The sequence below is a fragment of the Actinomadura spongiicola genome (assembly GCF_003432485.1).
Taxonomy (GTDB): Bacteria; Actinomycetota; Actinomycetes; order Streptosporangiales; family Streptosporangiaceae; genus Spirillospora; species Spirillospora spongiicola.
The window spans coordinates 69,721-83,806 of the sequence record NZ_QVNQ01000001.1; the positions used below are offsets into that span (position 1 = coordinate 69,721).

Genomic DNA, 14,086 nt, shown 5'->3' on the forward strand with positions numbered 1-14,086 from the left:
AAGGGTCATCGTCTCCACATCTAGATTTTTTTCTCTTCCAGAAGATAATCTGGGTCGACCGTCTGCTGAGGGAGCCCCATCATGATTCTCGCCAACGCCCGCATAGTGACACCCGACCGCGTGCTGGACCCCGGCTGGGTCGCGCTGGACGGTCACCGGATCTCGGCCGTGGGAGCCGGAGAACCACCCCGGTCCACCGACAAAGACGTCCACGATCTCGAATCGCACTATGTGCTGCCCGGGTTCGTGGACCTGCACATGCACGGCGGCGACGGAGCGCAGGTGACCACGGAGGATCCGCAGGAGATCCTCCGGGCGATCGCGTTCCACCGGCGTCACGGCACCACACGGACACTGGCCAGCCTCGTCACCTCACCGGTCGAGGAGATGGCGGCCGCGGCCCGCACGGTGGCCTCGATCATGCGCTCACCCGACCCGCTGCACCGGTCGATCGCCGGAATCCACCTCGAAGGACCGTTCCTCAACCCGAACCACCGAGGCGCCCACCACAACGACTACGTCCTCCCGCCGGACGTCAACGCGCTGCGGCACCTGCTCGCCGCTGGTGACGGCACCGTCCGGACCGTGACCCTCGCCCCCGAACTGGACGGCGGGATGGACCTCGTCCGCGAAGTCGTCGCCTCCGGCGCGGTAGTGGCGATGGGGCACACCGACGCCAGCTACGACGAAGCACACCGGGCGTTCGAGGCGGGCGCCAGCATGGCCACCCACCTGTTCAACGCGATGCGACCGTTCCACCATCGAGAACCGGGTCCGGCCGGTGCCGCGCTCACGCACGACAACGTCACGTGCGAACTCATCAACGACGGCGTCCACTTGCACAGCGCGACCACACGTCTCGCGTTCGCGGCGGCAGGGGCCGAACGCATCGCGCTGGTCACCGATGCCACTCCGGCGGCCGGAGTGAAGGACGGACAGTTCAACCTGGGACCGTTGCCCGTCCTCGCTCGCGACGGCAAGGTCACCCTGCTCGACGGGGTCACCAACGCGGGCAGCACCCTCACCATGGACCGCGCGCTCCGCCACGCCGTCCGCTGCGTCGGAATCCCCATCACCCAGGCCGCGACCGCCACCGCCACCACACCGGCGCGGATGCTCGGGCTGGGAGACCGAACCGGAAGCCTCGAACCCGGCAAGGACGCCGACCTTGTCGTCCTCACGAACGACCTACACGTCCGCACAGTCATCGCCGACGGCGCGATCGTCCACGGAACACTTCCGACGAGCACCGACTCCGCCCCGGGCGGAGTGGCGTAGCACCCACGCATGGGCGCTACGCCCTGAGCGGACCTGCCCGGCTGGCGAAACTCGCGAAAGAGGCGGACGACGACGGCTCGACCGAGGAGGTCGCCGCAAAAGTAGGCAGCTTTCAGGGTGGGTCAACTTCCTCTGAACTACCCGGCGGCCAGCGCCGGGTCCACCTGCCACCGAAACGCAAGGGACGTGGTGCTGGACGACCCGGAGGTCACCGGCCTCCTCACCCTCAGGATGCTCCCCGCATTTCCGCCAGTAAGCCGCGGGCCTGGTCCGCGACCTCCGCCCGAAGCGGCGCCGGAGCGATCCGGCTGACCCCCACCTGGCCGCCTGCCCTATCAGGACGATGGCGGTTCGATGAGGTTCACCAGCTCCGCGCATTTCAGGCAGGCCTTCCACAACACCTAACGCCTTTCCCGCCGGCAGAGCACGACTGTGCGCGCACAGTAAATGAGTGTGCGTTCTCGCGCAACGACAGACCGAGCCACATCATGCATCCTCGAATGAGAAAGGCATGAATGACGCGACCAAAGGAGATCCAATATGGTCTCAGACGCCACCCGCATGGACGTCAGAGATAATGGCCCCCTTCCTGCGGGTGGGTCTTCCGCGAAACCAGCCTGACGATCAGGCAAGCGTACGTCGGTGTTCACGATTGTTAATCAACGAAAAGGAATTCACATGCGCCGCGTCATGTTCACGCTTCTGACGGCTATCAGTATCATCGGAGCGAGCGCGTCATTCGCTTCTGCGGACAGCAAAGTCTGGATCTACAACTATCCTCAGCTCGCGGATTGCACGGCGGCTGGCGCCGCCCTGGTGAGCGGTGGTCAGGCCAGCGCCTACGACTGCGTACCAGGCACCGGATCCTGGGCCCTTTGGGCGGAGTTCTAAAAGTCGTTCCATCGACTAAATGATCGTTCAGGTGGCGACACCGAAAGCGGGATGCCTCGTGGTCGGCGCTGGTGGGCTGTCAAAGGCTTCATCACGCGGTATCGACGAGGCATCCCGTGAGCACGGTTTCGTCATACCCGTTGCAGCGGTCATTTATATTTCGGCGAAAAAACCTAATGGCTGCTGGGGCACGGTCCCCGCGGTCCTGCTTGCGAAGCAGGCTGAATTGCCTGGGTTGCTCGACACACCGCAGTGTGATTCAGCAATTCGGGCAACGGCGGCGAAGATACTGTGGTTGATGGCGGCGATGTGCGTCAACGCCGCCAACATTGATGATTCCGATCCGCCGGATCCCCGCCCGCTCCGATCGATAAGCTGGGTACGAGGTTTCCTTTGATCGTCTTCTTGTGACCATCTAGGCCTCGCGATGTGACACGCCGCCCGAACCGAACTCTTCAGCGTTTATAGGTCCACACAAAAAGGATCAGCGGACGAGTCGGCGGAGAGGTTGACGGCTGCCCCGAGGATCGCGAACGCCTCGTGGACGCCGTCGCGGATCTCCCAGCGGATGCGCAGGCGGCGGAACTAGTGCGAGAGCGCGACCGTCCGCTCGACGACGTCGGCGGTACTCGCCCAGGCCAAAGCCGTGCCCAGCGCCGCGTCGGAGATCGCGTCCACCAGTGCCGGAACGCGGCTGGCGGGGTGGTGTGGAGCACCCTGCGCGGCGCTGTTGGACTGCTAGATCAGCCCCGTCCACGGTTGACCGTCGCATCTGGAAGGGCCGACCAGTTGAGCGAGACGCGGTTGCCGCGGACACCGCCCGGGTGCATGGTCAGGCCCCGCACGACGTCCGCGGCGACGTCTCGCCGGCTGCCGCTCCGCGGATTCCTGGCACAGCTGGATCAGCCGTCCCCACCGCTGCTCCGGCTCGCCCTCCGCGCCCAGCTCGATGACCACCTCGACGCGCGGCCCGCCCCGGAATCGGTCGGTCGCTCCACCGCCCACTCCCCACGACGAGACGCGGGGACGTGCACGCACTGGCGTCCAAGCCCGCTCCCCGGTCGACGACCCGCATGGACGGTCGACCGGCCCCAAGATCATCGGTGCACCGCAACCGTACGTTGATTCATCGAAGTTTCTTCTTGTCCGGTGTCGATTTCGAGCCGTCCCGATTGTCGAGGTGAGGAGACAGTGATCCCGTAAGGAGGCGCCATGGCCGAGGACGGCATCGATCCGCGCAGGTGGGCCGCACTGGCACTGCTCTGCACGGCGAACTTCATGGTGATCCTCGACGCCCAGATCGTGCTGCTCGCGCTGCCGTCGATCGACCACGATCTGGGGTTCTCGGGCGGCGGGGCACAGTGGGTGCTGAGCGCCTACCTGCTCGGCTTCGGCGGCCTCATGCTGCTCGGCGGACGGGCCGCCGACCTGTTGGGCAGGCGCCGAACGTTCCTCACCGGAACGGCCTTGTTCCTCGTGGCGTCCCTCCTCTGCGGGCTCGCCTGGACGGGCGGCGCGCTCATCGCCGCACGCGTCGTCCAGGGAATCTCGGCCGCCCTGATGGCACCGAGCGCACTCTCCCTGGTCACCGCGACGTTCGAGGAGGGACCGGCACGCAACAAGGCACTGGCGATCTGGTCGAGCGTCGGCGGTTTTGGTGCCACAGCGGCACTGCTCGTCGGCGGAACCCTGACCGACACACTCGGCTGGCCATGGGTGTTCTTCCTCAACGTGCCGGTCGCGGCGGTGCTGCTCGCGCTCGGGCCCGCACTGCTGAGCGAGAGTAAGGGAACGGCGCGGGCGTACGACCCGTTGGGGGCGCTGACCGTCACGCTGGCGGTGTCCGCGGCGGTGTACGGGATCGTCCGGGTGCCGGAGACCGGTTGGACGGGACCCTCCACGATCGCCGCGCTGCTCATCGCCGTGGCGGCGGGTGCCCTGTTCGTGTGGATCGAGACGCGGTCGGCGGCACCGCTCGTCCCGCTGCGGATCTTCCGGTCGCGGCGGTTGAACGGCGGGAACCTCGCGATGCTGGTGACCGCGGTCGCCGCGTTCGGGACGTCGTTCACCGTGTCGCAGTACGCGCAGGGCGTCCTCGACTACTCGCCGCTGGAGTTCGGGCTCGCCACCGCCGTCCTTCCCGTGATGGCGGTGGTGGGTTCGTATGCGGCGCAGTCGGCGATCGGACGCGTGGACGTGCGACCGGTGGCGACAACGGGCCTGGTCTTCATGGCCGCCGGTTGCGTCGCCCTGGGCCAGATCACCGAGAACAGCACGTATCTCACCGGCCTCCTCCCAGGCCTGTTCCTGTTCGGAACAGGCCTGGGAACGTGCGCGGTGGCGGCAACGGTCGCGGCGCTGTCCGCGGCGACCGACCGGGATTCGGGGCTCGCGTCCGGGTTGAACACCGCGGCGTTCCAGCTCGGCGGCGCGCTCGGCGTGGCCGTCGCGTCCACCGTCGGATCCCGCACGGGCACGGTCGACGGTTTCCGCACGGCCTTCGACACCGCCGCCGGAATCGCCCTCGCAGGCGCGGTCATCGCCGGTCTACTCCTCGCGACACCGCGCCGGCGACGAGTTTCCGAGCCAACGGAAGTCACCACATTGGAGAAGGAGCGAACATGAAGTACATGATGCTGATCTGCGGCGACGAGAACGCGGAGCTCACCGCAGACGAACTGGCCGTGCTTGAGGAAGACACCATCGACTGGGTCGAAAAGATGGACGCACGCAGCGTGCGCAAGCTGGGCTCCAGGCTCCGTCCCACCGACACCGCCACGACCATCCGCGTGCGGGACGGGGAAACACTCATGTCGGACGGCCCCTTCACCGAGACCAAGGAACAGATACTCGGCTTCGACCTCATCGAGTGCGCTGACCTGGAAGAGGCACTGGAAATTGCGTCCAAGCACCCCACCGCCCAACGAGGATCCATCGAGGTCCGGCCGCTCTGGGAGGAGTGACGGACCCCGCCGAAGCGGCGGTCGCGGCGGCCTTCCACAACGAGTGGGGACGGGTCGTCGCGACCCTCATCCGCATGACCGGCGACTGGGACCTCGCCGAGGAATGCACCCAGGAGGCGTTCACCCGTGCCCTCGAACGGTGGCCGAACGACGGCGTCCCAGACCGACCGGGCGCCTGGCTGACGACCGCGGCGCGCAACCACGCCCTCAACCGGATCAGGCGCGGCCGCACAGAGCACGCAAAGCTCAGGGAATGGGACACGATGAACGGCCCGCAGGACCCGCCCGACCCGAGCGGAATCACCGACGACCGCCTCCGACTCATCTTCACCTGCTGCCATCCGGCACTGCCGATCGAGGCCCGGGTGGCGCTCACCCTCCGGACGCTCCTCGGCCTGACCACCGCCGAGATCGCCCGCGCGTTCCTCGTCGCCGAACCGGCGATGGCGCAGCGGCTGGTCCGCGCCAAACGCAAGATCCGGGACGCGGGCATCCCGTACCGGATACCGCCCGCGCACCTGCTGCCGCAGCGGACGGCGTCCGTCCTCGGCGTCGTCTACCTGCTGTTCAACGAGGGCTACGCGGCGACGGAGGGCCCCGACCCTCTGCGCGTGGACCTGTGCGCGGAGGCGATCCGGCTGACCCGCGTCCTGCACGGCCTGATGCCGGACGACCCGGAGATCACCGGCCTCCTCGCCCTCCTCCTGCTCCAACACTCCCGCCGCACCACCCGCCAGAACCCCGCAGGCGAACTCATCCCCCTAGAAGACCAAGACCGCACCCGCTGGGACCACACCTCGATCACCGAGGGCATCGCACACCTGAACAACGCCCTGAACCAAGGCACACCCGGCCCCTACCAAATCCAGGCCGCGATCGCGGCGTGCCACGCCACCGCCCGCACGCCCGCGGATACCGACTGGCCACAGATAGCCGCCCTCTACGACCGACTGGCCGACCTGACCCCGAGCCCGATCGTCCACCTGAACCGAGCCGTCGCCGTCGCCATGGCGAACGGCCCAGAAGCAGGCCTGGCCCTACTGCAAAACCTGGAAGCCGACCTCCCCGACTACCACCTCCTCCCCGCCACCCGCGCCGACCTCCTCCGCCGCCTAGGCCACCACAAAGCCGCAGCCACCGCCTACCGCGAGGCCCTGACCCTCGCCCGCACCACCCCCGACCGCCGCTACCTGACCCACCGCCTCAACGAGCTAACACACGTCCCAGAACGTCCCGACCCACGCACCTGACCGGATAGCTGTGGTGGCGGTCGACGAGGCTTCCAGTAATCGTATGGAACCAGGATGTACCACCGAGTAACGTGATTCGATGTCTTGACTTGGTGGTTCACGGGAGAAATCCTGCAATGTTCCGCGCCCGTGGAATGCAGGAGGATACGAGATCGATGACACCTGAGCAGGGTGAGACACCGTTCGCCTCTGTCCAGCGCCCCCGCCCGTTACCGGTGCTCGTGCTGGCTGACGTGAGCGGAAGTATGACCGAGCACGGGAAGATCCAGTCGCTCAACCTGGCGATCGCGAGCATGGTCCGAGCGCTGGCCCGGGAGCGTTCCCCCCGGGGAGAGATCAACATTGGCGTGATCACCTTCGGTGGCCGGGGCGTGGCACTGCATCAGCGTCCAGCGCCCGCCTCCTCGGCGACGTGGGCGGACATGGAGGCCGTTGGCGGCCCGGACGGTACGCCGATGGGCGACGCCTTCGAGACGGCCCGGCAGGTCCTCGACGACGAGGAGATGATTCCGGCGCGCGCGTACGACGTCACGCTGGTACTGATCTCAGACGGCAGGCCGACGTCGGAGTGGCGGCCGCAACTGGACCGCCTCCTGAGTTCCGAGCGCGGTGCCAGGTCGCTTCGGCTGGCGGTGGCGATCGGTCCCGAAACCGGCTCGGCCGCCTATCGGGTGCTGGAGTCGTTCGTGGGCGATCCGCTTTACCCGGTGGTTCGGGCCGAGGAGGCCGACCGGATTCCAGAGATATTCAAGTACCTCACCCAGAGCATGAGCATCCGGGTCAACAGCGCCCGCCCCGATGACGCCTCCGTGTTCGACCCCGGCGAGCTGGCAGATCTGAGCGACTGACCCTGCCAGCACGTCAACGGAGGGTGCCCTCCAGCCGATGGAAACGATGACATGACCGCACCTGCGTCCAGCCGGCGGAACAGGCGCCGGATCTACCGCCCGGGCGACATGGTCCACGACGACCGAGGGGAGACCCTGCAGCTGCACGCTGAGATCGGCGGGGGTGGGCAGGGAACCGTCTGGTCGCTGACCGGCGAGCGAGCTGCCGTAAAGCTTCTCAAGCCGGAATCCCAGATCGGTGCCGGGGACCTGCGGGAAAGGCTGGCGGCCGTACGGCGCTTCGACCTGGCCGGTATTCCGATCGCGCGGCCCTTGTCATTGCTGGTCGGTGACGAGGTCGGCTACACCATGGAGTTGTTGGCGGGCATGACCGCCATCGGTTCGTTGGCCACCGTCCCTCCTCAGGAACTGGTGGACGAGTGGTTCCAAAACACCGGCGGACTACGCCGCCGGCTAAGGTTGCTCGCCCTGGGAGCCGAGGCGCTCGACCGGCTGCATTCGCGGGGACTCTCCTATGGTGACGTTTCCCCTGGCAACATCCTGGTGTCGGTGCGCAGCGAGCACGACCAGGTGTACCTCATCGACCCCGACAACGTGTCGGTGCACGCACAGCCGGTCAAGGCGGCTCACGTCACTCCGGGCTATGCCGCACCCGAACTCATCACAGGGACTTCTGGTCAGGACACTCTCACCGACGCGTTCGCATTCGCCGTCCTGGCGTTTGAAACTTTGGCGTTGGTGCATCCCTTCCGCGGCGACGCGGTCGACCAGAGGATCGAGCTTGAGGCGTCCGCGTTCCGAGGTGAGTGGCCGTGGATCGACCATCCGACCGACCACCGCAACAAGAGCTCCCATGGACTCAAGCGGGACATGGTGCTCACCAAAGGGCTACGGCGGTTGTTCTCGCTGACCTTCGAAGAAGGGTTACGGCATCCCGAGCGACGGCCTTCCCTGCGGGAATGGCACGACAAACTCGACCAGGCCGCGCTCTTGATGCTCGCCTGCCCCGCATGCGGCGGCACGTACCACACTGCGCTCTCCCGGTGTCCCTGGTGCCGGGGATCAGCGCGCCCGCCGGTGGTGCTCTGCGACGTTCATGGCCTGGTGCCCGCCGGAGCGGTGCCGGGGACGGCGGGTGAGGCCGAGACGGACCGGCTCCGGTCACTGATCCTCGCCGCCCATCAACCCCAGGTGGTAGCGGCACGGACCGGGCTGCTGCGCCTCGACCGGGGGCCGTCAGAGGTCCCGGTCGATCCCGGCGAGCCGCTGGTGGAGCTGGCCTGGGACGGCAGACGACAACTCATGGTCCGGCGGGTGGGACGGCATGAGGTCTATGTGGCCAACCGATCGGCGCGGCGCAGTGCGCAGTTGGTCGTGGGAGAGATCTGGCCGCTTGACCTGACCGAGGCCGGGCGCTGGACGATCCATTTCGGCCGCAAGAACGAGATCCATCGCTTTATCCGGATCCGTCTTCCACGGCAGGGGGCGTGATGGCGGGCAACGCCCAGACAGCGAGAACCCTCCTGGTAGACGCACTACCTGGCACCGCCACCTTCGCATGGGTGGACGTGCCCCAAGGTATGCGCACAGCCGGCCTGAGCGGACAGGAAGTCCTTCTCGAACGACTCGGGCCCGCTTTGATGGCCACCTGCGTCACGCCGGACGGCAGCACTCGCACCCACGCGCCGCAGGGGCGCGCCGAGCACGACGACGAGACGCTCCGCACCGCCGTGACCGAGAACGGCGACATCATCGCCTTCGTCGACGATATCGACCGGGACGACCAAGGCCGCGACTGGCTGCGCCTGCGGATCTACGAACTGGCCGGCCGCTTCGACTGGGGTGAACTCAGGGTCGGCGCGGACGAGGCGGCGTTGCGCTCCGCACGGAGCATCGCTGGTTCCGAGCAGGTCCGCGGGAGACACCAGGAACTCGGCTGGCTGGAACGGCAGTTCCTGTTCCGCGATGCTCCCGGGCGACCGGGCCCACAGACATTGCCCGGCGGTCAGGGCCACGGCGGCCTACCGTCACGCCGGCTGGTCGCGCTTGTGTCGCCTGGGCAGGAGATGGCCGCGCCGGCGACGTGCCGGCTCGTCGGTGGCGGCGTCGCCGCCACGCTTCGCCGAAAGGACGGGGAATGGCGGCTACGGCAGGTCCACCGCGAGAGCCGGTCGGCCCGCGACCACGAACGGGTCGTGTTGATCCATGCCCGCGTCGAAATCTTCGACGCGACGGTCAAGGCCGGGCTCAAGCGCCGGATGCGCGAAGAACTGACGCGGCTCGGCAGCGGGGAGGGCGAGCAGACGTTCATGGGCGTCTGGCGCCGTTACCACGAGATGGAGAACCGGTACGCGCTGCGCCGGATGCGCGACCTGGGCTTCGTGGAGTACGCACGGTGGTCCTACATCGATGACAGCGAGGACGTCGTCCGCTTCGAGATCGTCCCCGGCCGGGACGGGCTGCTGACGCGGTTGCGGGAGGATCTCGACAGCGGCAACGCGGCGGAGCTGGAGTGCACCGTGCAACTCCCCGACGTCCTCGGCGGGGCGGCCACGGCCGGCCAGACGGCCGGGCTGCTGGAACTGGACCTGGCGAGGGGGAACGAGGTCGGCGAGGTCGCTCACGTCAACGTCGAGAACCGGGTCGTGAATATGCGGATGATCCGCCGCGGCGACGACGAGGGGCCCGCCAAGCCGCCGCCGCAGGGATTCCTGCACGCCGCCGTGCGGGGCGACCGCCGGCGGCTCGAACGCCGCCAGCGGGCACTACGGCGTCTTCTGCGGGGACACATCCCCCTGCCGCAGTTGTTGCCGCTCCTCCAAGGGGTTCCCGAGCGAGGCAAGGAGGAGCCGGCCGTGTCGGCACTCTCGCCCGCCGCGGTGGCGTGCTTCGGTGACGACGGCCCGAACGCCGAGCAGCGGCTGGCACTGGACGCCGCGCTCAACACCCCTGACATCGCTGTGATCCAGGGGCCTCCCGGAACCGGCAAGACCCAGCTCATCGCCGCCTTGCAGGTGCGGCTCGCCGAGGTGGGACGCGGGCACGCCGTGGTCAGCCGAAGCATGCTGCTCACCAGCTACCAGCACGCCGCCGTGGACAACCTGGTCGATCGCTCCCGGGTGTGGGACCTGCCCTCGGTAAAGATCGATTCGCAGAACCGGGGCTCCATGGCGCACATCGAGACCTGGCGCCTGGCGACCGTGCGCGCCCTGCGGGAGGAGATGAGCGGTACCCCGGACGGCCGCCGCACCCTGGCGATGCGCGAGGTGGCACGGCAGACCGCCGAGTACTGCCTGGCACCCTGGCCCGCCGAGGAACTGGTGGAGCGACTCGACGGGATCGCCGAGCGGGTGGCGGGGCTGGTGCCCGACCTGCTGCTCGGTCGGCTGGAGCGGATCACGACCGGGTTACGTACCGCGACGCGGGTCGCCGGGTTGCAGGCGGACCCGCAGCGGGACAGCGCGCTGCGCGCTGTGCGCGGCATCCGCTGCGCACCGGCGTCCTTCGGGGACGACGGTCCGATGATGGCGGCCTCCGCCCTGGAGCACCTGAACCGGATGCCCGTCGCCGACGAGGAGCACAGGGAACTACTCGAACGCGCCGCCGACTGGGACCGCGACGAGCCGCCGCCCTTTCTGGTCGAGCTGGCGCAGGTGCGCGACGCGCTGCTGGACCGGCTCACCGACCGGGCGGACCGGCTGTTCCGGCCGGCGACCCGCGAGGACGTGGCCGACCTGCTGAACGAGATCGTCGACGAACTGGACACGCGGCGCAGGGAGACCTCCGAGGGGGCGCACACCGCGCTGGCGGAGTATCTGGAGGAACTCGAAGGCGACCCGGAGGCCGTGCTCGCCACCCTTCGCCTGTACACCACGTCGCTGGCCGCGACGTGCCAGCAAGCGGACTCACGGGCCGTTCAGGAGGCCAAGGACGGCGAGAGGCTCTTCGACACGGTCATCGTCGACGAAGCTGCTCGGGCCAACCCGTTGGACTTGCTGATCCCCCTCACGCTGGCCGCCCGAAGGGTGGTTCTTGTGGGAGACCAGAACCAGCTTCCGCACATGCTGGAACCGGATGTGGAGCAAGAGCTCCGGTCCGACGCGGGCGACCAGCTTGCCATGCTGCGAGAAAGCCTGTTCGGGCGCATGTTCACCCTGTTGCATAGGGGCGACGCCACGCCGGGCAGGCGCAGGGCGGTACGGCTGCGGAAGCAGTACCGGATGCATCAGGTGCTCGGCACCTTCGTCGCGGACGCCTTCTACGGAGGCGACCTGGTGTCGGCGCGGCCCGATACCGAGTTCGCCCACGAGCTGGAGGGCTACCAGGGCCGGCCCGCGGCGTGGCTGCGGGTGCCGCGCGCCGCCGGGAGCGAGCACGGCGGGCAGAGCAAATCGCGAACGGCGGAGGCACAGGCCATCGCCCGGGAGCTGAGCCGCCATGTCGTCGACCGGCCCGAACTGACGTTCGGTGTGATCAGCTTCTACAGCGCGCAGGTCCGGTTGATCTGGGAGGAGCTGGTCAAGGAAGGGCTGGCCGAACGCGTCAGCTCGGGCTACCGGCCCGTGGAGGAACTGCGCTGGGACGCCGACGGCGTCGAACGCGACAGGCTGCAGGTCGGGAGCGTCGACGCGTTCCAGGGCAAACAGTTCGACGTGGCGCTGCTGTCCGTCGTCCGGTGCAGCTCACCGCCACGCCTCGATCCCGCTGCGGCGGGACCGGCGCACCCGGAACACGCCGATTACGAGCGCTGGGCCCGGCGCGCCTACGGGCACCTCATGCTGTCGAACCGGTTGTGCGTGGCGATGAGCCGCCAGAAACGGCTCCTCGTGGTAGTCGGCGACGACGCCATGTTCACCTCGCGGTCGGCGCCTCCCACGGTAGAGCCGCTGACGAGGTTCTACCGCCTGTGTGCGCCACCGTCCACGGCCGGGATGCTGCTCGATCCGCCACCCGCGAGGCCTCGACGTCCCGTCCGGGGACCGGCGCGCTCTCACCGCGGTACCGGGGAGGCCGGCCGGTGAGCGGGCGGCACCTGTTTGAGATCAGACGCGGCGTCCTGCAGTTCCACCGCCCGCCCGACTCCGGTGAACTGGTGTTCCTGTGCTGGCCGGTGCTGGTGTACCGGGTCACCGCGCCTGTGCTGCGAGTCCGCCATCTCAACATCGTCGAGAAGGTCGTCCTGGCGCTGTGCCGGGCCGGGGTGCGGCAGCCCGAGGACATCGCGGCGAAGATCCATCAGAGCACGGAGCTGTGCGAGCACGTGCTGCGGCAGCTACGCGCCGACGGCCGGGTGGACCAGGTCGGGGCACCGACGGACCGAGGGGTGGAGGCGCTGGTCACCGGCCGGGTCGGCGAGGAGCCGGAGTATGTCGTCACACACGTCCTGCAGGACCCGCTGACCGGCCGGCTGTGGCCGAGAGCCGCCAGGGACCTGGTGTTCCAGCGGGTCAGCGGCGTTGGGGACGGTCAGGCCCGGCTGAGGCTCGACAGCGCGGGCGCGCCCCGTCCGATAGCGGCGCGGATCGTCGGAGACGGGACGGACCTGGCTTTGCCGCGCCCGCCCTCCGCCCAGGAGATCATCAACGCCGTCGGCGCGCAGCGCAAGGCGGAGCTCGCCCGTAAGGCGGAACAATTCACCGACCTGCGTGACGGCCGCACGCCCAGCGCGTCCGCCGTCGAAAAGGATCTTCAGGCCGTGTCCACCGAGCTGGTGCTGCCACACGGCGTCGAGGTGCGCCGGGTGCTCGACACCGGCCGTCCTGCGGCCGAGTACCTGCTGTTATGGCTGGAGAACGGGAGCGAGCCGGGTGACGGACCACAGGTCCGGGATCCATTCGGGTTGGACCCGAACCCGATGCTGCGGCGGCTGCTGGCCGACTGGAACCGCGAAGACCCAGGACTGGCGGATGCCGTGGCACAGGCGACCGACCGCTCCTTCGCCCGCATCACCGAGGACTACCGGACGGTACGTGAGGCGGTCGGCCGAGCCGCCGAGACACGGCTGGTGCAGCGGCTCGGAAACGAGCTGCGGCGGCGCCCGGGGACGCTCAAGCTGCTTCTCGGGCTGGAAGAGGCGGCGGCACGGGGTGGCGAGTCAGGGGTCGAAACGGTCGCCCGCGAGGCCTTTCGCCTCTACGAGCACCTGCTGCGGCGGCTGGTGGCCGAGTATCCGCCACCGGAACGGCCAAGCTGGGACGCCGGCAACCAGACGTCGGCCTGGGAAACGGTGAAGGCGGCGCTCAAGCGCGCCGCGAAGACGCTCGGCCTGGACGAACCGCATCGCGGCGGCTACCTCGGTGCCATGACCCTCTCCCGGACGGCGATCCTCGGCTATCCGGCCGCCTACCGCCAGACCCGCGACATCCGCGCGGTGATCAACTTGGACAAGGGGTTCGTCCGGGACCTCCTTCCCTACGCGCTGATCGCGGCTGCCGATCCGAACAGCCCGCATCGCCGGGACCACCCGCTGCGCGCATTGGCCGGTACCCGCCCCGGCCTGCTGATCGAGCTCGACGAACTCGGCAGGCTGCGCAACCGGGGCTCGCACAACACCCGGGACGCCACCGTCGAGGACGACGTCGAATGGTGTCGGCTGCTGGCCCTGGACGCCGCCCGAGTCCTCGTCTCCATGCCCCCACCACCCCCGGAAAGGACATAGCGACCTTCATGGCCAAAAGGAACAAGAGGACAGGTGGCACTCCACGCGGGGGCGCGGGCTCCGGCAAGCAGACCAGGACGGCAACGAGTGAGACCGAGCTGGTCAGGCAGGCTGAACGACTCGAGGCGGCCGAGTCCGCCCCGGAGACGGGAACGGGGCCGGATGGGGAGACGGCCGCGGAACCGGTCAAGGAAGAGG

Annotated in this window: 10 protein-coding genes; all 10 read left to right on the forward strand. The window is 68.6% G+C overall.

Annotated features, from left to right (window positions below):
• Nucleotides 1-81 precede the first annotated feature (81 nt).
• The 10 genes from nagA to D0T12_RS00380 all read left to right on the forward strand — a co-directional run bounded on the left by nagA (nucleotide 82) and on the right by D0T12_RS00380 (nucleotide 13,888).
• Nucleotides 82-1,278 carry an N-acetylglucosamine-6-phosphate deacetylase gene (gene nagA, locus D0T12_RS00340; RefSeq protein WP_199487213.1) on the forward strand — a complete coding sequence of 399 codons (1,197 nt, stop codon included), beginning with the start codon at nucleotides 82-84 and terminating at the stop codon, nucleotides 1,276-1,278.
• A 642-nt stretch (nucleotides 1,279-1,920) separates the two neighbouring features.
• Nucleotides 1,921-2,169 (forward strand): hypothetical protein, encoded by a 249-nt coding sequence (locus D0T12_RS00345; protein ID WP_158581352.1) that lies wholly within the window; start codon nucleotides 1,921-1,923, stop codon nucleotides 2,167-2,169.
• 19 nt (nucleotides 2,170-2,188) lie between these two features.
• A complete protein-coding gene (locus tag D0T12_RS34685) occupies nucleotides 2,189-2,566 on the forward strand; it encodes a hypothetical protein (protein WP_147339316.1) in 378 nt (125 codons plus the stop codon).
• A gap of 815 nt (nucleotides 2,567-3,381) precedes the next feature.
• Entirely contained in the window at nucleotides 3,382-4,794 is a 1,413-nt protein-coding gene (locus D0T12_RS00350; RefSeq protein WP_117397230.1) for an MFS transporter, read from the forward strand.
• Nucleotides 4,791-5,132 (forward strand): YciI family protein, encoded by a 342-nt coding sequence (locus tag D0T12_RS00355; protein ID WP_117397231.1) that lies wholly within the window; start codon nucleotides 4,791-4,793, stop codon nucleotides 5,130-5,132. The genes D0T12_RS00350 and D0T12_RS00355 overlap by 4 nt, the downstream gene beginning before the upstream one ends.
• Nucleotides 5,129-6,382 (forward strand): RNA polymerase sigma factor, encoded by a 1,254-nt coding sequence (locus D0T12_RS00360; RefSeq protein WP_117397232.1) that lies wholly within the window; start codon nucleotides 5,129-5,131, stop codon nucleotides 6,380-6,382. Before D0T12_RS00355 ends, D0T12_RS00360 begins: the two co-directional genes overlap by 4 nt.
• A 155-nt stretch (nucleotides 6,383-6,537) precedes the next feature.
• Complete coding sequence (locus tag D0T12_RS00365; protein WP_158581353.1) at nucleotides 6,538-7,230, forward strand: vWA domain-containing protein; 693 nt, start codon at nucleotides 6,538-6,540, stop codon at nucleotides 7,228-7,230.
• 51 nt (nucleotides 7,231-7,281) lie between these two features.
• Nucleotides 7,282-8,721: a protein kinase domain-containing protein gene (locus tag D0T12_RS00370; RefSeq protein ID WP_117397234.1), complete on the forward strand. Its 1,440-nt coding sequence runs from the start codon at nucleotides 7,282-7,284 to the stop codon at nucleotides 8,719-8,721.
• A gap of 89 nt (nucleotides 8,722-8,810) precedes the next feature.
• Nucleotides 8,811-12,251: a DEAD/DEAH box helicase gene (locus D0T12_RS00375; protein WP_158581354.1), complete on the forward strand. Its 3,441-nt coding sequence runs from the start codon at nucleotides 8,811-8,813 to the stop codon at nucleotides 12,249-12,251.
• Nucleotides 12,248-13,888 (forward strand): hypothetical protein, encoded by a 1,641-nt coding sequence (locus D0T12_RS00380; protein ID WP_147339317.1) that lies wholly within the window; start codon nucleotides 12,248-12,250, stop codon nucleotides 13,886-13,888. Before D0T12_RS00375 ends, D0T12_RS00380 begins: the two co-directional genes overlap by 4 nt.
• Nucleotides 13,889-14,086: the final 198 nt, after the last annotated feature.